This window comes from Pleomorphomonas carboxyditropha, from assembly GCF_002770725.1.
Lineage (GTDB): Bacteria > Pseudomonadota > Alphaproteobacteria > Rhizobiales > Pleomorphomonadaceae > Pleomorphomonas > Pleomorphomonas carboxyditropha.
In genome coordinates, this window is sequence record NZ_NQVN01000002.1 from 456,817 (window position 1) to 476,799 (window position 19,983).

The following is a 19,983-nucleotide window of genomic DNA, read 5'->3' on the forward strand; positions in this document are numbered from 1 at the left end:
TGGCGGCCGGCTTCCGAAGGCGTGCCGACGGCAGGCGGATGCGGCGGCGCAAATCATGTCGGTTCGGCCGCCGATAGGACAGGTCGGGCATTCCAAAATAGGCGGCTTCGGCGACGCGGATTTTCTACGCGGCGGGGTCAGGCCTGCGTTGCCCGGCTTCTGGCGATCGCCTCGATATGCTCCGGTCCGATGCCGCAGCAGCCGCCGACGATGGTGGCGCCGTCGCCGGTCCAGCGGTCGACCCACTTGAGATAGTGGGGCGGATCGAGGTCGGGCCGCAGTTCGGAGATGCCGGCATAGGGCTCGTCCGACGGCGGTTCCGGCACGAAGGCGTTGGCGTAGACGCCGAGGCCGATGTCCGGATCGCCGAAGGCGTCGATGGCGAGCCGGGCAGCCTTCAGCGCGGCGCTCATCACCTCCGGCTGGCTGCAGTTGAACAGGATGGCGGCGGCGCCGGCGGCCAGCGTCCGCGACACGGCGTCGCCGACCGGCTCCCAGGACCTCAGCTCGGCTGGACCGGTGCGCCCGCGCTCGTCGCGCAGCGTGTAGGACACATAGACCGGTTTGCCGGTCGGCGCGGCGACGGCCAGCGCCGTCAGCGCCTCCGCCGTCGAGCTCTGCGTTTCGATCAGCCAGACGTCGACATGCGGCGCGAGGCCGGCCACCAGTTCGGCGAGGATCGGCGGCGCCTCTTCCGCGATGAACTTGTCAGGCCGGTAGCTTTCGAAGATCGGCGGCAGCGAGCCGGCTACCGTCACCTTGCGCGGCGCCGCGTCGGCCACGGCGCGGGCGATCGAGCCGGCGCGGGCGGCGAGGGCGCGCCCCTCCGTCCGGAAGCGGTGGTCGCCGATCATGTGCGGCACCAGGCCGTAGGAGTTGGTGGTGATGATCTCGGCGCCGGCGTCGACATAGGCCTGGTGGGCGCGACGCACGTAGTCCGGTGCCTCGATCAGCGACAGCGCCGACCATTCCGGCAGGCGGAACGGCGCGCCCAGCCGTTCGAGCAGGCGGCCCATGCCGCCGTCGAGGATGGTGAAACGGGTCTGAGCACTCATGTGTCGTGTCTCTTTTGCATGTCGTCAGCGGCGGGGAGCGCCGTAGGCGCGGCCGAACCGCACCTCCAGCCGATGCTGCACGAGCTCGAACAGGATGGACAGCAGCCAGTAGATGAAGGCGGCCGTCAGCAGCATTTCCATGTAGTGGTAGGTGGAGCGGCCGTAGGACTGGGCGAGGAAGTTGAGTTCCCAGAGGCCCATCAGCGACACCAGCGACGAATCCTTCAGCATGGAGACGAACTGGGCGCCGGCCGGCGGGATGATGACGCGCGCCGCCTGCGGGGCGATGATCTTGAAGGCGATCAGCAGCGGCGGCAGGCCGAGCGTCATCGCCGCCTCGCGCTGGCCGCGCGGCACCGACAGGATGCCGGCGCGGATGGTCTCGGCCAGGTAGGCGGCATAATTGAGCGACAGCGCCATCACGCCGGAGGTCAGTGCCGACAGGATGATGCCGAACTGCGGCAGGGCGAGGTAGATCAGCAGCACCTGCACGAGAAGCGGCGTGCCGCGAAAGAACGAGGCGTAGAAGGTGGCGAGCGCGAAGGCGACCGGGTTGCGGGACAGCCGTCCGAGCGCCGTCAGCACGGCGAGGCCGACGGCGAACACCATCGATATCGCCGTCACCAGCAGCGTCAGCGCCACGCCCTGCACGAAGCCGTTGGGCGACAGATGGAGGCCGAGCATGAACGGCAGCTTGGCGCGGATCAGCGCGAAGTCGAGGCCGAGCTGGTAGAGCCCGCCGAGCAGGATCGCCAGGAGCAGCGCCCAGGTCGTCCAGACGCGCCGCCTGAAATCGAAACGCAGCCGGTGAGGTGTCACCGGCCGCGCGACGATGGGCGCCATGGTCTCCGTGAAGTCACTCGACATCTTTGGTGATGTCCGTGTGGAACCATTTCTCGGAAATTTTGGCGATCGTGCCGTCGTCCCTGAGCTCCTTGACGACACGGGCGACCTCGGCGTCCCACTCGGGGTCGCCCTTGTCGGTGACCACGGCGTTCGGCTCGGCGAACAGCGGCTTGCCGACCACCTTCAGCTTGCCGGTCGCCTCGATCTGGCCCTGCGCCGTGCCGGCCGAGGCGACGATGGCGTCGAGCCGGACGCCGGGTCCGAGTGCCAGATTCTGAAAGTTGACCGTCTCGTCGCCCGGCACCGCCTCGACGGTGTCGAAGGGAAATTCGATGGCCGGCTGGCCGGGAATGACGAAGTTGCGGTTGACGTAGGCCTCGTAGGACGAGCCGGTGCCGACGCCGACCTTCTTGCCGGAAATGTCCTTGACCGACTGGATGGCCGTCTCGTCCTTGTTGACCACCAGCACGGCCGGCAGGCTGTAGTAGATCGCCGGGAAATTGACCACCTTGGCGCGCTCCTCGGTCGGCGTCGCCGAGGAGATGGCGACATCCCAGCGGCCGGCCCACTTGCCGCCGATGATGGCTTCCCAGCCGGGCGTCTCCAGCTTCAGCTTGACGCCGAGCTTTTCGGCGAAGGCCTTGGCGACATCGACGTCGAAACCGTCGAGCTCGTTGTTGTCGTTGATGAAGCCGAAGGGCGGATAATCGTTGACGAGGACGTCGACGACCTCACCCTTCGCGCGGACGCGGTCGAGGGTTCCGCCCGCGACGGCGACGGCTGGAAAGGAGAAGGCGACGATCAGGGCAAGAATGCGGGGCGTCATCATGGCGGTCGGTCCGTTGTCGTTGGTATGGAGCCATGATGCAGGCTTCTCCCGCCGTCGCCGAAGTCGGTCCGTTCAAATCCCGGCCGCAAGAGGAAATATCTTGCCCTTTGCCGATGGTAAAACGGCAGCAGTTTCCGGGCTTTGCAGCGATCAATCCGGTTCGGCCCCGCATATATCGGTGAAATCCGCCACGTTCGCCGAGCTCAGCGTGCCTGCTCCGGGTAGAGCTTGAGGAGGCCGTTGCGGCTGGCGTTTGCGACGCCGCGCTCGGTGATCAGGCCGGTGACCAGGCGGGCCGGCGTCACGTCGAAGCCGTAGTTGAGCGCCGGGCTGCCCTTGGGAAGAATGTCCACCGTCTCGAGCCGGCCGTCGGCGGTGCGGCCGGTGATGTGGCTGAGCTCGCGGGCGTCGCGCTCCTCGATCGGGATTTCCTTGACGCCATCCTCCAGCGTCCAGTCGATGGTGGTGAACGGCAGCGCCACGTAGAACGGCACGCCGTTGTCGTGGGCGGCCAGCGCCTTGAGGTAGGTGCCGATCTTGTTGCAGACGTCGCCGGTCGCCGTGGTGCGGTCGGTGCCGACGATCGCCAGGTCGACGAGGCCGTGCTGCATCAGGTGGCCCCCCAGGTTGTCGGCGATCACCGTATGATCGACGCCGTGCTGGCCGAGCTCGAAGGCGGTGAGGCTGGCGCCCTGGTTGCGCGGCCGCGTCTCGTCGACCCAGACATGGATGGGAATGCCCGCTTCGAAGGCCATGTAGATCGGGGCGAGGGCAGTGCCCCAGTCGATGCAGGCGAGCCAGCCGGCGTTGCAATGGGTGAGGACGTTGAGGCGCGACGGCTTGCCCTTCTGCTCCCAGAGGTCGCGGATGATGGACAGGCCATGCTTGCCGATCGCCTTGCAGGTCTCGACGTCCTCGTCGCAGATCTCGGCGGCGCGGCGGTAGGCAAGGCCCATGCGCGCGGACGGCGCGACCTGGGTGAGGCGGCCCCTGAGGTCGTCGAGCGCCCAGCGCAGGTTGACGGCGGTCGGCCGGGTGGCGAGCAGCGCCGCATAGGCCCGCTCGAGGTTCTGGTCAGAGGAGTCCTCGCGCATGGCCAGCGCCAGGCCATAGGCGCCGGTGGCGCCGATCAGCGGCGCGCCGCGCACTACCATGTCGCGGATGGCGCTTGCCGCCTCCTGCCAGGAGCGCAGCGTGCGCGTCTCGACCGCGAACGGCAACCTGGTCTGGTCGATGATCTCGACCCCCCAGCTATCCGCCGCAACCCAGATCGTCCGCATGGATTTGCCGTGGATCCTCACGAGGCGCTTCCTTCTCACCAGTGGCCAACCGCATCGAAACCGGCGGCGGCTCCGTCGCCCGTTCGTCCAGCCATAGCGTGACGGGGCGGCGATGGGGAGGAACAGTTTTCTTCTTCAGTGCCGGCTGACGAACCAAACATCACCGCTTCGGGTGAATACGGTCTCGGACGTTCTTTGACTAGTTTGTCGATAGATAAATATCCTTTCGTCACGGTTGGCCGCACGCCGGGTGGCGGGAATGGCAGCGCCGTCGACACATTCCGGCCGCATGGCCGCACTGGGGGAACGTTCCATGAGCTTCATCGCAAGGACAGCCGCTTCGACCGCCGCGCTTCTGGCGCCCCTGCTGTTCGCCGGCGCGTCCCTGGCCGCCGGGCTGGCCGGCGCGCCCGCGCCCTTCGATCAGGGTGGCGTCAAGTTCGCGCTGGTCGGCTACATTTCCGCCGGCGATTTCTTCTCGGCCGTCCAGGCCGGCGCCAAGGCCCAGTCGGCGGCGCTCGGCGTCGACCTGCAGGTCTTTCCCGGCCGGCAGGACAGCGCCGAGCAGCGTTTGCAGATCGAGCAGGCGATCAACCTGGGCGTCAAGGCGATCGTCATCGACCACGGCGAGCCGGAAGCCTTGCGCGACGTCGTGCAGAAGGCGCTCGACGCCGGCGTCAAGGTGGTCGCCTTCGACGTCAATATCGACAATCCCGCCGTGCCGCAGGTCGAGCAGAGCGATCATGAGCTGGCCCGCCTCGCCCTGGAGCAGGCGGCAAAGGACAACGGCACCAGCTTCACCGCCGGCTATGCCTACGTCGCCGGCTTTGCGCCGCTCGATCGCCGCAACGAGGTGTGGCAGGCGTTCAAGAAGGCCAATCCCGGCGTGGTCGAGAAGGCGCAGTTCGGCGTCGTCAACGCCACCACCGCGCTCTCGACGTCCGACCAGGCCAAGGCCGTGCTGCGCGCCAACCCGGATATCTCGGTGGTCTTCGCGCCTTATGACGAATTTGCCCGCGGCGTGAAGCTGGCCGCCACCGAGCTCGGTGTCGCCGACAAGCTCAAGATCTACTCGGCCGACGTTTCGACCGCCGACATCCAGGAGATCGTCGCCGACGGCAGCCCGTGGGTGGCGACCGTCGCCACCAATCCGGCCCTGGTCGGCGCCGCCGCCATCCGTGCCGCCGCCAAATTGGTCGCCGGCGAGGCCGTCGACCATAACCTCGTCATCAAGCCGACCCTGCTCACCCAGGCCGGACTGCGCGAGGCCGGCGTCACCACCATCGAGGAACTGGCGGCCAAGCTGCCGTCGTTCAACGAGAGCGATGTCGCCCTTGCCCCGTGGATTCCGGTGGCCAGCAAGTAAGCGGGCGCTTTTCGCGTCTCTCCCGCGCGAACCGGTTCCGGCAGCCCGCCGGGGCCGGCCGCGCGGGACGCCGTTCGACAGGCAAGGATCGGAGCACAGGGAAGGGCATATGAAGGCCGTGCAATATTGGTCGAACGACGACGTCAGGCTCGTCGACCTGCCCGTTCCCGACATTTCGGCCGGAGAGATCCTGGTCCGGGTCGTCGCCTGCGGCCTCTGCGCCGCCGACGTGCTGGAGTGGTACATGCGGCCGAAGGCGCCGGTCTACCTCGGGCATGAGATCGCCGGGGTGGTGGCCAGGGTCGGAGCGGGGGTAACCGCCTTCAGTGTCGGCGACCGGGTGTTCGTCCATCACCGCGCCCCATGCGGCCATTGCGACCTCTGCCGGCGCGGCCACGAAACGCTCTGCCGCGAGCACCGCCGCCATGGCATCGAGCCGGGCGGCATGGCCGAATATGTGCGCGTCACGGCGGCCGTGGTCGAAAAGGATGTGCTGCCGCTGCCGGACGGTTTCGGCTTCGAACAGGCTGCGCTGGTCGAGCCGGTATCCTGCTGCGTCCGGGCCTTGTCCCGCCTCTCCATCGACGCCGGCTCGCGGGTGCTGGTGATCGGAGCCGGCTTCAGCGGCCTCGTCTTCGTGAAGCTTGCCCGGCTGGCCGGCGCCGCGTCGGTCGCCGTCGTCGAGCCGCTGCCCTGGCGGCGGCAGCGGGCGCTGCAATTCGGCGCCGACCTCGCCCTCGATCCGGACGAGCCGGATATTCGCTCCAAGCTTGGCAGCCTGGCGACCCAGGTGATCGTGACGCCATCGAGCGCGGCGGCCTGTGAACAGGCCTTCGACCTCGCCGACCAGGCGGCGGAGGTTCTCCTGTTCACGCCGTTGCCGCCCGAGGCGGCGCGACCCTTCGATTTCGGTCGCCTGTTCTTTGCCGAATGGACGGTGACCGCCTCGCACGGCAGCGGCCCGGCCGACACGCGCGCCGCGCTCGATCTCCTGGCGAGCGGCGCCATCGACGCGAGCCTGCTGGTGACGCACCGCTTCCCGCTGGAGGAGATCGCCTCCGCCGTGGCGGTGGCGGCCAAGCCCGGCAACGCCCTCAAATGTGTCATCGAAATCGGCGGCGAGCCGCCTCCGGAGCATGTGGAATTGCCATGACCGAAACCATCAAGGCCGTGCAGATCGGCAGCTACGGCGGCCCCGGGGAGCTGCGATATGTCGACGTGCCCAAGCCGTCGCCGCGCGAAGGCGAGGTGCTGATCCGCGTTCACGCCGCCGGGCTCAACCCGGTCGACTGGAAGACGCGGGCCGGTCAGGGGGCGGCGCGCTTCTTCCAGAATCCCTTCCCGCTGACGCTCGGCTGGGATGTTTCGGGCGTCGTCGAGGCGCTCGGCAAGGGCGTGACGGACTTCGAGCCGGGCAACCAGGTGTTCGGCTACGTCCGCTTCCCGCAGCCCGGCGGCACGCATGCCGAATATGTCGCGGCGCCGGCGGCGCAACTGGTCCGGAAAGGCTCCGGGCTCGGCCACGTCGAAGCGGCGGCCTTGTCGGCGGCGGCGCTTACCGCTTGGCAGAACATCTTCGACAGCGGGGCGCTCGAAGCCGGCCAGACCATCCTGATTCACGCCGGCGCCGGCGGCGTCGGTCATTTCGCGGTCCAGCTGGCGAAATGGAAGGGCGCCCGCGTCATCGCGACGGCCTCGGCCGGTAACCGCGCCTTCCTCAAGCGGCTGGGCGCCGACGAGGTGATCGACTATCGGAAAGAGCCGTTCGAGGCGGTGGTCCGCGACGTCGATGTCGTCTTCGACCTGATCGGCGGCGAGGTCCGCGAGCGGTCCTGGCAGACGCTGAAGCCGGGCGGCGTTCTGGTCTCGACGCGCAGCGAGGCCTTTTCCGAGGCGCCGTTCCGCTACGGCGTTCGTGGCCGCTTCATCTGGGCGCAGCCCAATGCGCGCCAGCTGTCGACCATCCAGACCCTCGTCGAAGAGGGGCATGTCCGCGTCGAGATCGACAAGGTCTACGCGCTGAAGAATGCCCGGCGCGCCCACGAACGCGGCGCAAGCGGCCATAATCGCGGCAAGATCGTGCTCGGGGTGCGTGACAGAGGAGACGAGGAATGAAAGCCGTTCGAATCCATGCCTTCGGCGAACCGGAAGTCTTGACCTATGAAGAGGCGCCGACACCCAAGCCGGGGCCGGGAGAAGTGCTGTTGCGGGTGCACGGCGCCGGCGTCAACCCCGTCGACTGGAAGACCCGCAAGGGCGCCGGCGTCGCCGGTCAGCTCGGCGCGCTGCCGGCCATTCTCGGCTGGGAACTGGCCGGCGAGGTCGTGGCGATCGGCCCCGGCGAGACCGCCTTCGTCGCCGGCGATCGGGTCTATGCCCTGTCCCGCTTTCCGGCGCCGGCCGCCGCCTACGCCGAGTTCGCCGTGGTCCCGGCCGCCGAGCTCGCCCGCGCGCCCGCTGCCATCGATCTGGTGCGGGCCGGCGCCGTGCCGCTCGCCGCCCTGACGGCATGGCAAGCATTGTTCGAAGTCGCCGGGCTCGAATCCGGCCGGACCGTGCTGGTCCACGCGGCGGCGGGCGGTGTCGGCCATTTCGCCGTCCAGCTCGCGGCGTGGAAGGGTGCGCGCGTCGTCGCCACGGCGTCGGCCGGCAACCGCGCCTTCGTCGAAGCGCTCGGGGCGGACGAGGTGATCGACTACGGGGCAACGCCATTCGAGACGGTCGCGCGTGACGTCGATGTGGTGATCGACGCCATCGGCGGCGAGGTCCGGAATCGCTCCTGGTCGACGCTGAGGCCCGGCGGCCTCCTCGTCGCCCTCAACGGCGCGCTCGCCGCCGACGCCGTTCCGGCCGGCCGCCGCGGCGTGCGTCGCCTCGTCCAGCCGAACGGGCCGCAACTTACGACCCTGGCGTCGCTGATCGATCAGGGGCACGTCAGGCCGGTCGTCGAACAGGTGTTTCCGCTCACCGAAGCGGCGGCGGCGCACCGCCTCAGCGAGCAGGGGCACGTTCGGGGCAAGATCGTCCTCGACGCGATCGGCGGGTAGCGCTTGCCTACCAGGAGCGGCTGGGGCGCGGATCGAGCCCGATGTCGTCGAAGCGCGGCAGCGCGCCGACGATGGCCGCGATGTCCGGATAGCGGTCGGGATGGAGCAGCAGCGACCGGGCGAGAGCCAGCGCGCCGGCCTTGGCGCGCGCCTGCGCCTCGGGCTCGGCGATCACCAGGAAGTCGGCGATCTGGGCGTAGCCGAGCACCCGCCGGATGATCTTGAGGGCCAGGAAGCCGATCGCATCCCGGAAGATGTCGTCCAGATAGGCCTGCCGCAGGCTTTCGAGGCGCGCCGCTCCGGCCGGGCCGGCGAAATGCGCCGCCGGATAGGCGTCGCCGCCGTTGTCTTCCGTCCGCCAGATGTCCAGGAAGCGCCGGCGGAACGTCTCGTGGAAGGTGACGATGTCCTCGGCGATGATATCGCGGAAGCCGGCCCGCTCGGCCGGGTCGCCGGGCTGACGCGCCTTGGCGAACCAGGCCATCGCGTAGTGGGCGATGAAATTGCCGACGTCGAAGCCGCTCGGCCCGACCCAGGCGAACTCGCCGTCGATGACGCGCGTGTCGTCGGCCGTGACCATCACCGATCCGGAATGCAGATCGCCGTGGATCAGCGACTGGGTCTTGGTGAAATAGATTGCCCTGAGCCGCGCCACCGCCGTCTTGATGTCGAGATCCGACCGGAAGGCGTCGCCCCAGGCCGCAAGGTGGGGCTCGATCACCTTGTTGCGCCAGACGGTCTGGTAGGGATCGGTGAAGATCAGGTCGGCGGAAATGCGCTGGAGGGAGAGGTTGCGGGAAAACAGCGCCACGTCGGCGGCCTTCGCCTCGAAGGACGCGGCGAGGTCGGAGGTGAAGAAGCTCGCCCTGGCGATGTAGTCGGCCACCGCCGCCGGCACCTTGGGATAGCGAACGCCGTCGATCAGCGCTCTGCGCAGGATGATGTGCGGCTCGAGCTTTTCCATGACGATGACGAATTGCTCGGCGTCGAAATGCAAGATCTCCGGGGCGAGCGCGCCGACATGCGGCGCGAGGCGCTCCGAATAGGCGTTCTCGTAGATCGCCCGGTTGATGTCGAGCGGCCAGCCTTCGCCGTGGATGCGGGCGTAGGGCAGCGCCTGCTTGACGCAGAGGCCGCCATGCGGCCCGTCGACGAGGAAAACCGAATTGAGGTTGCCGTCGGCGACATCCCGGATCCGCCAGTCGTCCGGACCGCCGCCGAGGCGGTCGCGCACCGCCGGCAGCGTGGCGAGATAGCCGGCGAGCGTGGCGGCGTCCAGAATGCGATAGTGGCTGTTGGGAGTGTCGAGCACGTTTGACCTGCCTGCGCCGCCGGACGGCGCCGTTGCGAAGAAAGTTGGTTGTTGCGGCAGGATAGCAAATGGTCGCCATCGGCAGAGTAATAGGGGTCTTTGTTTGGCGCCGATCCTGGAATGTCCGGCCCGAAATTCTATCGGCTGGAGAATTGGTTGCTACGCCTCATTTCATCGGCGAAAGTCATTTGACGCCGCCATGGGCCAGTCCGCTCACCAGGTGGCGCTGCATGAACAGCGCGATCAGGTAGACCGGCGCGATGCCGGTCAGCGAGGCGGCGGCCATCTGGCCGAAGTTGACCAGCCGGTCGCCCTGGAACAGCGAGATGCCGACGGTCAGCGTGCGGGTGGCGTCGCCGAAGGCGAAGGTCGAGGCGAGCAGGAATTCGTTGTAGGCGAGGATGACGACGATGATCAGCGTCGCCACGATGCCGGGCAGCACCAGCGGCAGCACGATCGACCAGAGGATGCGGAGCGGCCCGGCGCCGTCGAGGGCCGCGGCATGCTCGATGTCGATCGGCACCCGCCGCAGGAAGGGCGTCAACAGCCAGAAGGCCACCGGCACGTTGATGCAGCCGTAGACCAGCACCAGGCCGGCCACCGAGTTGATCAGCCCGATCTGCTTCAGGAGATAGAACAGGGGAATGAGCGCCACGACCGGCGGCGCCATGTAGCTCGACAGCGCCACCTGGGGCAGCCATTTGCCGCCGACGCCGAGCCGAAGGGTGGCGTAGACGGCGGGCAGGGTGATCGCCAGCGTGAGGATGCCGGCCAGCACCGACGACGCCACCGAGTTGGCGATGAACGTGACCAGCGGCACCGAATTGAAGGCGTGCGGCCAGTTGTCGAACGTGATCGTGGACGGCAGGAAGCCGCCGGACAGGGTGTCGTCCTTGGTCTTGAACGACACTGAAACGAGATAGGCGATCGGCAGGGCGAAGAAGCCGGCCACCAGCGCCGTGATGAGCCAGCGTCCTGCCGCGACGGTGGAAAACTTGCGGCTCATGTATCCCAGCGCTCCAGCGCCGCGTGCAGTTTCACCACCGGCAGCGTCACCAGCCCGATGACCACCGCGTAGATCAGCGTTTCGGCCGCCGCCTGCGCCACGTCGAACTCCTGCAGGCCGTGCTTCCAGATGGCGAAGCCGGCGTTGGTGGTGTCGAAGCCGGGGCCGCCGAAGGTCAGCACGTAGACGAGATCGAACAGCTTGAAGGCGATGATCAATTTCAGGACGAAGATCGAGGCCAGCGGCGCGGCCAGTGCCGGAAGGATGATGTGGATGAGCCGCTGCCGCGCGTTGGCGCCGTCGATCACCGACGCCTCGATGACGCCGTCCGGCAGGGTCGTCAGCGCCGCGAAGCAGAGGATGACGATGAACGGCGTCCACTGCCAGAAATCGGCGAGGCCGATCGACAGCCAGGCCCACCCTCCGGTGCCGAGAAAGGAGATCGGCGCCTCGATGATGCCGGCCGCCAGCAGCCAGCCGTTGAGAAGGCCGCCGGCCGGCGCCAGGATCAGCTTCCAGGCGACGCCGACCATCACCGGCGGCGTCATCAGCGGCAGCAGCACCAGGCTGACCAGGAGGCGCCCGCCCGTGATCAGCGACGAGAACAGCAGCGCGATGGCAAAGCCGGCAACCAGTTGCAGGGCGCTGCCGACGAAGCCGTAGACGATGGAGCGGCCGATGGCCGCCAGGAACACCGGATCGGTCAGTACGCGTCCGAACTGGTCGAGGCCGACGAAGGCGCGGAACGGCGAGCCGAGCGAGCTCTTGCTGAGCGACAGCGCGATCAGGAAGACGGTGGGATAGAGCGTCGTGACGGCGAGGGCGGCGACGATGGGCGCCAGCCACAACCCGCGTCCGCCGGCGGCGACCAGCCGGCGGACGGCCGACAGGCGCCGTTCGCCCAGGCCATCGACGTCGAAGCGTTCGAGCGCCAGCGTCATTCCGTGACCTCGGCCGTGACCTCGGCCTCCGATGGCTGCAGCGGGCCGCTGCCGGCGCTGGTCCGCCGCAGCGCATCGGCGATCTCGTCGAGGTCGGCCGGCGTCAGCTCAAGCGTGGCGGCGTCGATCCAGCCGTCCACCTGCGCCGGCGCCCGGGCGCCGACGATGGCGCCGCTGACGCCCGGCCAGGCCAGCGTCCAGGCGATGGCCACCGCCGCCACCGACGTGCCGTGCCGCTCGGCCACCGGCCGGATGGCCTCGACGAAGGCAAGGCTGCGCTCGACGGCCGGTTGCTGGAAGTCGGCGGACTCGCGCCGCCAGTCGTCGGCCGGCAGGGCCGCGATGCGCGCCGTCGATAAGGCGCCGGTCAGCAGGCCGCTTTGCAGCGGGCTGTAGACGATGACGCCGGTCTGGTGGGCGGCGCTCCAGGGCAGCTCGGCGCGGGCGACATCGCGCGCCAGCGCCGAAAAGGGCGGCTGCAGCGTGTCGACATGGCCGATCCGCTCGGCCCGTTCCAAAGCGGCGACGTCGTGATTGGAAAGGCCGATCGCCCGGACCTTGCCTGTCTGTTTCAGCTCGACGAGCTTGCCCCAGTAGCTCTCGATCTCGGTACCGTCGCGCGGCGGCCAGTGGATTTGCAGCAGGTCGATGGTGTCGACTCCGAGGCGGCGGAGCGACGCCTCGACCTGCGCTTCGAGCCGTTCCGGCGAGGCGATGAACTGGGGATACGCGGTTGGATTGGCGTCGTCCCATTCGAGGCCGGCCTTGGTGAACACCAGCGGCCGCTCGCCGGCCGGAATCTCGGTCAGCGCCCGGCGGACGATCTCCTCCGAATGGCCGAGGCCGTAGATCGGCGCCGTGTCGATCCAGTTGATGCCGCGTTCGACGGCATGGCGGATGGTGGCGATCGACGCCCGGTCGTCCTGTTCGCCCCAGCCGAAGGTCCAGCCGGCGCCGCCGATCGCCCAGGCACCGAGGCCGACGGGCGTGATGGAAAAGCCTGACCGGCCGAGCGGCCGCTTCGGAAGCTCTGTCTGGGACATTTCGTCGACCTCGCGGGATGGGTTGGAAAGCAAAACTCCCGGGCCGGGCGCCAAGGCGCCCGATCCGGGCAATGTCTGTTCACGAGGGACGATCAGCCCTCGATGATCTGCGTCCAGGCCGCATGGGCATCCTTGATCGCCGCTTCCGGCGACTTGGAGCCGGCGAGCGCCAGCGCCAGTTCGTCGATCAGCGCGCTTTCCAGCTTGGGCGCGTTGGCGGTGGTCGGCAGGGCCAGGCTGTGCTCCAGCGCGCCGTCGGCCAGCAGCGGCTGCACCTGCGGTTGGAAGGCCTTGAACTCCGGCGAGTTGAGGCTCGACTGCCGGAAGGGATCGATGCCCGAACCGGTCAGGCTGGCGAGCTCGCCGTGGTACTTGCGGCCGGTGGCGAACTTGATCAGCTCCCAGGCGATCTCCGGCTTCTTGGAGCCGCCGGTGACGCCGAAGGCAAAGCCGGCGTTGAAGGCGAGGCGCGGCGTCTTGTTGGCGCCGCCGAGCGGAATGCGGGCCACGCCCCACTTGTCGACGATCTGCGAGCCCTTGGGATCCTGCGCGTAGCCGCCGAGGTCGGTCCAGAACTCGATCTGCGCCGCCTTGCCGCCGAGGAAGGCCGGCAGGCCCTGGTCGAAGGCGGTTTCGAGCGGCGTCGGCAGCGCGTAGGGCGCCGACTTGACGAGGCTTTCCAGCGCCCCGACCGCCGCGTCGCTGTCGAGCGCCGAACTGCCGTCGGCGTTGACGAACTGGCCGCCGAAGCCGGTCAGGCGGTTGGCGAAGGTCGAGATCAGGATGATCGGGATCTTGGCGCCCAGGATGGCGGCGCCGTAGACACCGTTCTTCGATTCCGCCTCGGTGATCGCCTTGGCGTTGTCTGTATACTCGTCCCATGTGGCCGGCGGCTTCAGGCCGTATCTGTCGAACAGCTCCCTGTTGTAGAACAGGAGGTGGCTGTCGCCGTCGTAGGGCAGGCCGTAGCGCCGTCCCTTGTGCAGCGTGTAGGTGTCGTAGATGGTCGGGATCAGGTCGTCGGGCTCGATCTCGGCCTTGTCGCGCTCGATCCAGTCGGTGACGTCGCGAATGACGCCGTCCTCGGCGAGTTGGCCCTTGTAGGCGTAGTAATAGTCGACGACGTCGAACTCGTTGGCGCCCGACTGGTGGTCGAGCGTCGCCTTGACGCCCACCTGGTCGTAGGGCGCGGCGGTGACGTTGACCTTGGCGCCGGTCGCCGCCTCGAAATCCTCGGCGATCTTCTTGCCGGTCAAGGCATGGGGCTGGATGATCAGGAGGTTGATGCTCTCGCCGGCGTATTTCTGCGCCGCGAAGGCCGGCGTCGGCAGCAGACGGGAGGCGAGCGGCAGGGCCGCGCCGGCCGCCGCTCCCCTCAGGAGGCTGCGGCGGCTGAGGGAGAAACGCCCCCTCGGATCGAATAGACTGGTCATGGCTACCCCGTTGCGAAAATGGCGCTCGGGAGGCTCCGTCACGGCGGCCCGCGCCCGGTGCGACGCCGCCGGGACCGAAGGGAGCGCTCCTCGATTGTCATCAGGATAGGCAGGACGGGAATTTATACATAGAAATTATAGACTATTCCTGACGCCCAGGGAGAACGGTTCTCCCTCCGATCAGCATCTGGCGGAAATCGGTATGTCTGTGCTGAAGCGCATGCCTGTCTTTGAAGCACCGGGGCGGTGACCATCCGAGGTGTCCCGCTTGCGGCTAGCCCGTAGCGATGGCGAGCTCCTTTCGCTCAACTGCGCCATGGCAGCGTTCCGGCCGGCAGGCGGGAGCCGAGGCGGTCGACCAGCAGCGCCAGGACCAGGACGAAGCCGATCGAGGCCACCGAAAGGGCGGCCGCCGAGGTCGAATTGCCTTCGTATTGCAGCGAGAACACCATCACGCCGATCGTCTCCACGCCGCTCGACCACAGTAGCGCCGAGACCGTCAGCTCGTTGAAGGCGGTCATGAATACCAGGATGGCGCCGGCCGCCGCCGCCGGTGCGGCAAGCGGCACGATCAGCTTGACGATGCGCCGGAACGTCCCGGCGCCGAGGATGCGGCCCATCTCGTCTAGGTTGGGATCGAGGCTTGCCAGCGCGGTCTGCACCGGGCCGATGGCCAGCGCCAGAAAGCGCGAGATGTAGGCGAGCAGGAGGATGGTCGCGCTGCCGTAGATCGACACGCCGATCACCGGCAGCGGCGGCAGGAAGACGAGGATGTAGGCGAGCGCCAGCACCGTTCCCGGCACGATGAAGGGAAGCTCGGCGAACCAGGCGGTCCAGCGCGCCAGCTTCAGCCTGCGCACGGTCCCGAGATAGGCAAGGCCGACGGCGATGCCCGCCGCGGCGACGGCCGCGCCGGCCGACAGCAGGATGGAGTTGGCGAAGGCGCGCCGCACGGTGGCGCTGCCGATCAGCGTCGAGCGGAAGCCGTCGAGTGTCAGCGTGTCCGGCGCGAGGCGGACGCCGACGGCCGGGCTGAGGGCGGCGCCGACAAGCGCCAGGAGCGGCACCACCGCCAGCAGCGTGACGACATTCCAGAGCACGACGACGATCGGCCGGCGGAACCTGCCGGCGTCGAACGGCACGAGCGGACGGCCGCTCCGGTCGATGGGCACGGACCGGCTTAGCACGATGCCGCGCAGACCGAGCGCCACGCCGGCCATGGCGACCAGCACCAGGGCCAGGACGGCGACCTGGCCGATCACCGCCGGCCCGAAGCCGTTGAGCCGCTGATAGATCAGCGTCGTCAGCATCGGATAGCGCCCGGGAATGCCGAGCAGCGCCGGCACGCCGAAATTGCCGACCGAGGCGGCGAAGGCGAGGCTGGCGCCGGCGACCATCGCGGGTGCCGTCAGGGGCAACAGGACGCCGGCGACGATCCGGAATGTACCGGCGCCGCCGATCCGGGCCGCTTCGACGAGGTCTTCCGGCAGGCTGGTCAGGCTGGCGCGCACCGCCAGGAAGACCAGCGGCATATGCTCGATGCCCATCAGCCAGACGATGCCGCCGCGCGAATAGAGCGGGTTCATCGCCCCCGGCGCCGGCGCGAGGCCGAGAAGGCCTAGGATCGGCGACGACGACCCCATCAGCTCGATCCAGGCGAGCGCCATGATCTGCGATGGAATGAGCAGCGGCGACAGCACGAGGAAGGTGAGCGCCACGCGGTTGCCGATCCTGATCAGGCTGATCGCCAGCGCCAGCGGCAGGCCGAGCAGCACCGACACCGCCACCGAGGCCGCGGAGGTCTCCAGCGTGTTCCAGAAGGCACGCCCGAATGCCCGGCTGGCCATCGCCTCGGAAATCAGGCCGAAGCTCCGCCCGCTCTCGCCGGTTCCCAGGGCTTCGGCGAACAGCCGGCCGAGCGGCCAGACGGCGAGAACGAAGACGAATACGGCGAGAAAGGCGACGAGCATGGGCTCGCCGCCTCCCGACACGAGTTGCCGGCCGGTCGGAAAGACCCGCGGCATCGAGACATCAGCCACCGAACAGGTCCGCGAACTTCTGCTTGTTGGCGGCATCGTCGGCCAGCATCCTGGCCGGATCGGCCGGCATGATCTTCAGGCTGTCGAGCGCCGGATAGCCGGCCGGCGGGTTGACGCCAGCCAGAATCGGGAAATAGCCCTGCTCGACCGACTGCTCCTGCGCCGCCTTGCCGATCTGCCAGTCGACGAACACCTTGGCGGCGTCGATGTTGTCGCTGTCCTTCAGAATGGCCACCGGCTGGGTGATCGACGACACGCCTTCCTTGGGGAACACGAAGTCCACCGGCGAGCCCTTGGCCTTGGCGTTGAGGGCCATGTATTCGATGATGATGCCGTAGGCCTTCTCGCCGCGCGACACCGCCTCGACCACCGTGCCGTTGCCCTGGCCGGCCACCGCGCCGGCGTCGGCGAGGGTTTCGTAGTATTTCCAACCGAACTCGGGCTGCTGCACCATGGTGTCGACGTGGATCACCGCCGCTCCGGAATAGAGCGGGCTCGGCATGATCAGCGACTTGGCGACGTCCGGAGCCGTCAGGTCGTTCCAGGAGGTGGGAGCCGTCTTGACGAGGTTGGTATTGTAGATGATGCCGGTGGTGATCAGCTTGGTGCCGAAGAAGGTTCGGTCCGGATCGACCACCGCCTCGGGAAGGCCGCCGATCGGGGCGTCGGCATAGGCGAGGAGGCGGCCCTCGTTCTTGAGTTTGGTCATGGCGACGGCGTCGGCGATCAGCATCACGTCGGCGGGCGTCGAGCCGGCGGTGAATTCCGCCTCGAGCTTGGTCATCAGCTCGGTCGTGCCGGTGCGGAAGACGTCGACGGTGATCTCGGGATGATCCTTGTTGAACGCGGCGACGACGGCCGCCATCTGGTCGTTCGGCTGGGACGTGTAGACGGTGATGGTGCCGGAAGCGGCGAGAGCCGCCTGGGAGAGCGTCAGCGCGGTCACGGCGGCGGCGAAAGACGCAAGTTTCATCGACATGGGGGCGGTCCTTCCTTTTGATGATAGCGGCAAACCTAGTGATCGGACTTGACGTCTCCATGACGCTTGGGCCCGGATCGGGCGGTCGCTACCAGGTCAATTCGGATGTCGACGCAAAGTTTTCCGCCGGAAGCGCCCGGGCCAGCCGGCGGACGCCGTCGACTTCCAGAAAGGCGGCCATGACGATCTCCGGACGCACGGCGGCCAGAAGGGCACGGCTGCCGGCAAGACGAGGATGGACGTTCCAGCGGCAGAACGCGGCCTTTCCCTCTTCGACGAGGGTTTTGGCCGGCGTGCCGGCCGCCAGATGACCGGTGAAGACGATCCGCCCGCCGCCATCCGCGACAATGCGGGCCGCAAGGCGAGCGGCGACGCCGCGCGCGGCGTCCGCCGTGCCGGCGATCATCACCGCATCCGGCAGGCGCTGCCGGTCGGCCGCGTCGTCGGCGAGCGGCAGGCTGTCTCGGAGGAGACGGGCGAGCGCCGCCGCCGCTTCGGCCGGACCGGCGTCCTGATCGATCAGCGTTTCGGCGACGCGGCGATGGGCGGGGCAAAGGGCGACGCGGCACCCCGCCGCCGTGAGATGCAGCGCCATTTCCAGCCCACGACCGGCCGGCGGCGCCGGCAGAAGGCAGGGACCGTCGCCGATCGCCGTTTCGAGTTCAATGATCTGGTCGGCGAGCGGCTCGTCGGCGATGCCGTAGGAGGCGTCGAATACCATTGCCTTGGCCGGAAGAGGCAGGGTTACGGGAAAAAGCCTGCCCTCGCCGCTGTAGTCGCCGGTGTAGAGGAGCCCGTCGGCACCGCCGATCCGCATCCAGACGGCGCCCGGCGCGTGACCGGCCGGTCCCGTTTCGACGGCAAGGCCGGCGACCTCTGTCCTGCCGTTCATCGGCAGGGACGATATGGAGGCGGGCAGTCGCGAGGCACGCATCAGGCGCCGCGTGAGGTCCGTCGCAAAGACCGGCGGCGAGCCCACCGCCGCAACAAGGTCCAGCGCGCCCGTGTGATCGTGATGGAGGTGGCTGATCAGCACCGCGTCGACCGGTCCGATGGCGGAAAGATCGGGGCGGATAGCGAAATCGGGGCCTTCGCCGAGGTCGAGCAGCAGGCGCCGTCCGGCAATCTCCAGCAGGAAGCAGGCCGGGCCTTTGGCGCCGAAGCCCGAGACGGCGAGGAGGCGGTTCATGTCGCTTCGCGCGCCAGAACCCAGCCGCCACGCAGCGCAAGCCGGACCGCCTCGCCGATGCGTCCGCGCTGGGGACTGAGGACGTCGACGAGGCCGGTGGCTCCGGCCGCGCCCACTTCCACGGTCAGCCTGTGGTCTCCACCTTCGAAGCGGCTGGCGACGACACGGCCGTTGAGCCGTTCTCCGGCAGCGCCGTCTCCGGCCAGTTCCACGTCGCGAGCCCGCAGGCACAACCAACCCGGGCCGATCGGCGCCGCGCCTTCCACCTGGAACTCCGTATCGTCGAGCCGGATGCGCGTCGTTCTGCCGGCCGACGCGACGACGTCGGCGGCCAACAGCCGTCCCTGTCCGACGAAGCGGGCGACCATCGGCGACGCCGGCCGCGAGAAAAGCTCTTCCGGCGGCGCCAGTTGCTGGAGCCGGCCGTGATCCATGACGGCGACCTGGTCGGCCAGTGCCATCGCCTCGTTCTGGTCGTGGGTGACGAACACGAAGGTGGTCCGCGCCTGAGCGTGGATGCGCCCGAACTCGGCGAGCATCGTCTGCCTGAGGTGCGCGTCGAGGTTGGCGAGCGGTTCGTCGAGCAGGATGATGCCCGGGCGGACGGCCAGGCTGCGCGCCAGGGCGACGCGCTGCCGCTGGCCGCCCGACAACTGGTGCGGGCGCCGCGCGCCTTCGGCGCTCAGCCCAACCAGATCGAGCGCCTCACGCACCCTGTTCCGCCGCTCGGCCCGGCTGAGGCCGCGGCCGGCCAGACCGAAATCGACGTTTGCCGCCACCGTCATGTGCGGCCAGAGGGCGTAGGACTGGAAAACCATGCCGAGGCCGCGATGCTCGGGCCCGACGAAGCGGCCATGGCCGGCCACCGGCTTCTTGCCGATGGCGATTTCGCCGGCGTCCGGCCTCTCCAGTCCGGCGATCAGCCGCAGAATGGTCGTCTTGCCGCAGCCGGACGGGCCGAGCAGCGCGAAGAAGGTGCCGTTCGGCACCTCGAAGGAGACGCGATCGACCGCGATCTTGCCGGGATAGCGCTTGCTGACGTCGTCGAACCGGATGTTCGCCATAATTCCACCTTGCCGATCTTTGCGCGTAATGCGCCGTCGGTGAAGGTTTGATGACGGCAGGCCGATGGGCGGACATGAGATGCCAAGCGATTTTCCGGACGACGGGGCCGCTTCCGAGCGTCGCTGGCTGACGTGGCCTCTGCCGAACGGCTTCAACCACTTCCGCGTCAGGAGCATCCGCCGATCAAATTGAACCAACCCGATCGAAAAGCGGCTACTCAATCAAAGGAATCCAAGGGCAGTCGCCGACCACCTGATTTCACTTTCTTTTCTGGCGTCTCGCTCGTGAAAAGGTCGGTGTTATGCCGAAGGCCTCCAATTTATCGGACGCGCCCCGATAGGGTGTGGGAGCTATTTCAGGCTGCGTCGACGGTCACGGAAGGCGATAGGATGGTCAGAAATTAATCCATAACGGGGATCAAATTCATCAACAACGAATGGCCGGGTGATTTTACGCTTCGCCTTGTCTGCATGATAGCTTGCTTCTTGCAGGCGATAAAGCGCAAAGCCGCGAAAAACCGCGATTGCGGGGCATGGCGACAGCGATCTGGATC

General features: G+C 68.2%; 17 protein-coding genes. 4 read left to right on the forward strand and 13 right to left on the reverse strand.

Annotated elements, in window-relative coordinates:
- Positions 1–137: 137 nt before the first annotated feature.
- The 4 genes from CJ014_RS06550 to mtnA all read right to left on the reverse strand — a co-directional run bounded on the left by CJ014_RS06550 (position 138) and on the right by mtnA (position 4,031).
- A complete protein-coding gene (locus CJ014_RS06550) occupies positions 138–1,055 on the reverse strand; it encodes a homocysteine S-methyltransferase family protein (protein ID WP_100079724.1) in 918 nt (305 codons plus the stop codon).
- Positions 1,056–1,079: 24 nt separating this feature from the next.
- A complete protein-coding gene (locus tag CJ014_RS06555) occupies positions 1,080–1,922 on the reverse strand; it encodes an amino acid ABC transporter permease (RefSeq protein WP_207765684.1) in 843 nt (280 codons plus the stop codon).
- Positions 1,912–2,730 (reverse strand): transporter substrate-binding domain-containing protein, encoded by an 819-nt coding sequence (locus CJ014_RS06560; RefSeq protein WP_100079725.1) that lies wholly within the window; start codon positions 2,728–2,730, stop codon positions 1,912–1,914. Before CJ014_RS06560 ends, CJ014_RS06555 begins: the two co-directional genes overlap by 11 nt.
- Positions 2,731–2,933: 203 nt before the next feature.
- Complete coding sequence (gene mtnA / locus CJ014_RS06565) at positions 2,934–4,031, reverse strand: S-methyl-5-thioribose-1-phosphate isomerase (protein ID WP_100079726.1); 1,098 nt, start codon at positions 4,029–4,031, stop codon at positions 2,934–2,936.
- 292 nt (positions 4,032–4,323) lie between these two features.
- Between mtnA and CJ014_RS06570 the strand changes: the two genes are divergently transcribed.
- From CJ014_RS06570 to CJ014_RS06585, 4 genes are all read left to right on the forward strand, one after another.
- Positions 4,324–5,376 (forward strand): substrate-binding domain-containing protein, encoded by a 1,053-nt coding sequence (locus CJ014_RS06570; RefSeq protein ID WP_100079727.1) that lies wholly within the window; start codon positions 4,324–4,326, stop codon positions 5,374–5,376.
- Positions 5,377–5,485: 109 nt separating this feature from the next.
- A complete protein-coding gene (locus CJ014_RS06575) occupies positions 5,486–6,529 on the forward strand; it encodes an alcohol dehydrogenase catalytic domain-containing protein (protein WP_165790774.1) in 1,044 nt (347 codons plus the stop codon).
- Positions 6,526–7,491, forward strand: a complete 966-nt coding sequence (locus CJ014_RS06580; RefSeq protein ID WP_100079729.1) for an NADP-dependent oxidoreductase — start codon at positions 6,526–6,528, stop codon at positions 7,489–7,491. Before CJ014_RS06575 ends, CJ014_RS06580 begins: the two co-directional genes overlap by 4 nt.
- Positions 7,488–8,423 carry an NADP-dependent oxidoreductase gene (locus tag CJ014_RS06585; protein WP_100079730.1) on the forward strand — a complete coding sequence of 312 codons (936 nt, stop codon included), beginning with the start codon at positions 7,488–7,490 and terminating at the stop codon, positions 8,421–8,423. The genes CJ014_RS06580 and CJ014_RS06585 overlap by 4 nt, the downstream gene beginning before the upstream one ends.
- Positions 8,424–8,430: 7 nt before the next feature.
- On the opposite strand, the gene mtnK is transcribed toward CJ014_RS06585, so the two are convergent.
- The 9 genes from mtnK to CJ014_RS06630 form a co-directional block, all read right to left on the reverse strand.
- The gene (gene mtnK, locus CJ014_RS06590; protein WP_165790775.1) at positions 8,431–9,735 is read right to left on the reverse strand and encodes an S-methyl-5-thioribose kinase; all 1,305 of its coding nucleotides are present in this window, start codon (positions 9,733–9,735) and stop codon (positions 8,431–8,433) included.
- Between the two features lie 184 nt (positions 9,736–9,919).
- Positions 9,920–10,741, reverse strand: coding sequence for a carbohydrate ABC transporter permease (locus CJ014_RS06595; protein WP_100079732.1), 822 nt, complete (start codon positions 10,739–10,741; stop codon positions 9,920–9,922).
- A complete protein-coding gene (locus CJ014_RS06600; protein WP_100079733.1) occupies positions 10,738–11,682 on the reverse strand; it encodes a carbohydrate ABC transporter permease in 945 nt (314 codons plus the stop codon). Before CJ014_RS06600 ends, CJ014_RS06595 begins: the two co-directional genes overlap by 4 nt.
- The gene (locus tag CJ014_RS06605; RefSeq protein WP_100079734.1) at positions 11,679–12,725 is read right to left on the reverse strand and encodes an aldo/keto reductase; all 1,047 of its coding nucleotides are present in this window, start codon (positions 12,723–12,725) and stop codon (positions 11,679–11,681) included. The genes CJ014_RS06600 and CJ014_RS06605 overlap by 4 nt, the downstream gene beginning before the upstream one ends.
- A 92-nt stretch (positions 12,726–12,817) precedes the next feature.
- Positions 12,818–14,158, reverse strand: coding sequence for an ABC transporter substrate-binding protein (locus CJ014_RS06610; protein WP_100079735.1), 1,341 nt, complete (start codon positions 14,156–14,158; stop codon positions 12,818–12,820).
- 305 nt (positions 14,159–14,463) lie between these two features.
- Positions 14,464–16,128 carry an ABC transporter permease gene (locus tag CJ014_RS06615; protein WP_165790776.1) on the reverse strand — a complete coding sequence of 555 codons (1,665 nt, stop codon included), beginning with the start codon at positions 16,126–16,128 and terminating at the stop codon, positions 14,464–14,466.
- 61 nt (positions 16,129–16,189) lie between these two features.
- Entirely contained in the window at positions 16,190–17,176 is a 987-nt protein-coding gene (locus CJ014_RS06620) for an ABC transporter substrate-binding protein (RefSeq protein ID WP_245427140.1), read from the reverse strand.
- A gap of 88 nt (positions 17,177–17,264) precedes the next feature.
- Positions 17,265–18,365: an MBL fold metallo-hydrolase gene (locus tag CJ014_RS06625; RefSeq protein ID WP_100079737.1), complete on the reverse strand. Its 1,101-nt coding sequence runs from the start codon at positions 18,363–18,365 to the stop codon at positions 17,265–17,267.
- Complete coding sequence (locus tag CJ014_RS06630; protein ID WP_100079738.1) at positions 18,362–19,429, reverse strand: ABC transporter ATP-binding protein; 1,068 nt, start codon at positions 19,427–19,429, stop codon at positions 18,362–18,364. Before CJ014_RS06630 ends, CJ014_RS06625 begins: the two co-directional genes overlap by 4 nt.
- Positions 19,430–19,983: the final 554 nt, after the last annotated feature.

Excerpts from the sequence above, each read along its gene's own strand:
- CJ014_RS06620 (WP_245427140.1), bottom strand. The coding sequence starts at position 17,176 with ATGTCGATGAAACTTGCGTCTTTCGCCGCCGCCGTGACCGCGCTGACG.
- CJ014_RS06630 (WP_100079738.1), bottom strand. The coding sequence starts at position 19,429 with ATGGCGAACATCCGGTTCGACGACGTCAGCAAGCGCTATCCCGGCAAG.
- CJ014_RS06610 (WP_100079735.1), bottom strand. The coding sequence starts at position 14,158 with ATGACCAGTCTATTCGATCCGAGGGGGCGTTTCTCCCTCAGCCGCCGC.
- CJ014_RS06580 (WP_100079729.1), top strand. The coding sequence starts at position 6,526 with ATGACCGAAACCATCAAGGCCGTGCAGATCGGCAGCTACGGCGGCCCC.
- CJ014_RS06555 (WP_207765684.1), bottom strand. The coding sequence starts at position 1,922 with ATGTCGAGTGACTTCACGGAGACCATGGCGCCCATCGTCGCGCGGCCG.
- CJ014_RS06585 (WP_100079730.1), top strand. The coding sequence starts at position 7,488 with ATGAAAGCCGTTCGAATCCATGCCTTCGGCGAACCGGAAGTCTTGACC.
- CJ014_RS06605 (WP_100079734.1), bottom strand. The coding sequence starts at position 12,725 with ATGTCCCAGACAGAGCTTCCGAAGCGGCCGCTCGGCCGGTCAGGCTTT.
- CJ014_RS06615 (WP_165790776.1), bottom strand. The coding sequence starts at position 16,128 with ATGCTCGTCGCCTTTCTCGCCGTATTCGTCTTCGTTCTCGCCGTCTGG.
- CJ014_RS06550 (WP_100079724.1), bottom strand. The coding sequence starts at position 1,055 with ATGAGTGCTCAGACCCGTTTCACCATCCTCGACGGCGGCATGGGCCGC.
- CJ014_RS06570 (WP_100079727.1), top strand. The coding sequence starts at position 4,324 with ATGAGCTTCATCGCAAGGACAGCCGCTTCGACCGCCGCGCTTCTGGCG.
- CJ014_RS06595 (WP_100079732.1), bottom strand. The coding sequence starts at position 10,741 with ATGAGCCGCAAGTTTTCCACCGTCGCGGCAGGACGCTGGCTCATCACG.
- CJ014_RS06575 (WP_165790774.1), top strand. The coding sequence starts at position 5,486 with ATGAAGGCCGTGCAATATTGGTCGAACGACGACGTCAGGCTCGTCGAC.
- CJ014_RS06600 (WP_100079733.1), bottom strand. The coding sequence starts at position 11,682 with ATGACGCTGGCGCTCGAACGCTTCGACGTCGATGGCCTGGGCGAACGG.
- CJ014_RS06625 (WP_100079737.1), bottom strand. The coding sequence starts at position 18,365 with ATGAACCGCCTCCTCGCCGTCTCGGGCTTCGGCGCCAAAGGCCCGGCC.
- CJ014_RS06560 (WP_100079725.1), bottom strand. The coding sequence starts at position 2,730 with ATGATGACGCCCCGCATTCTTGCCCTGATCGTCGCCTTCTCCTTTCCA.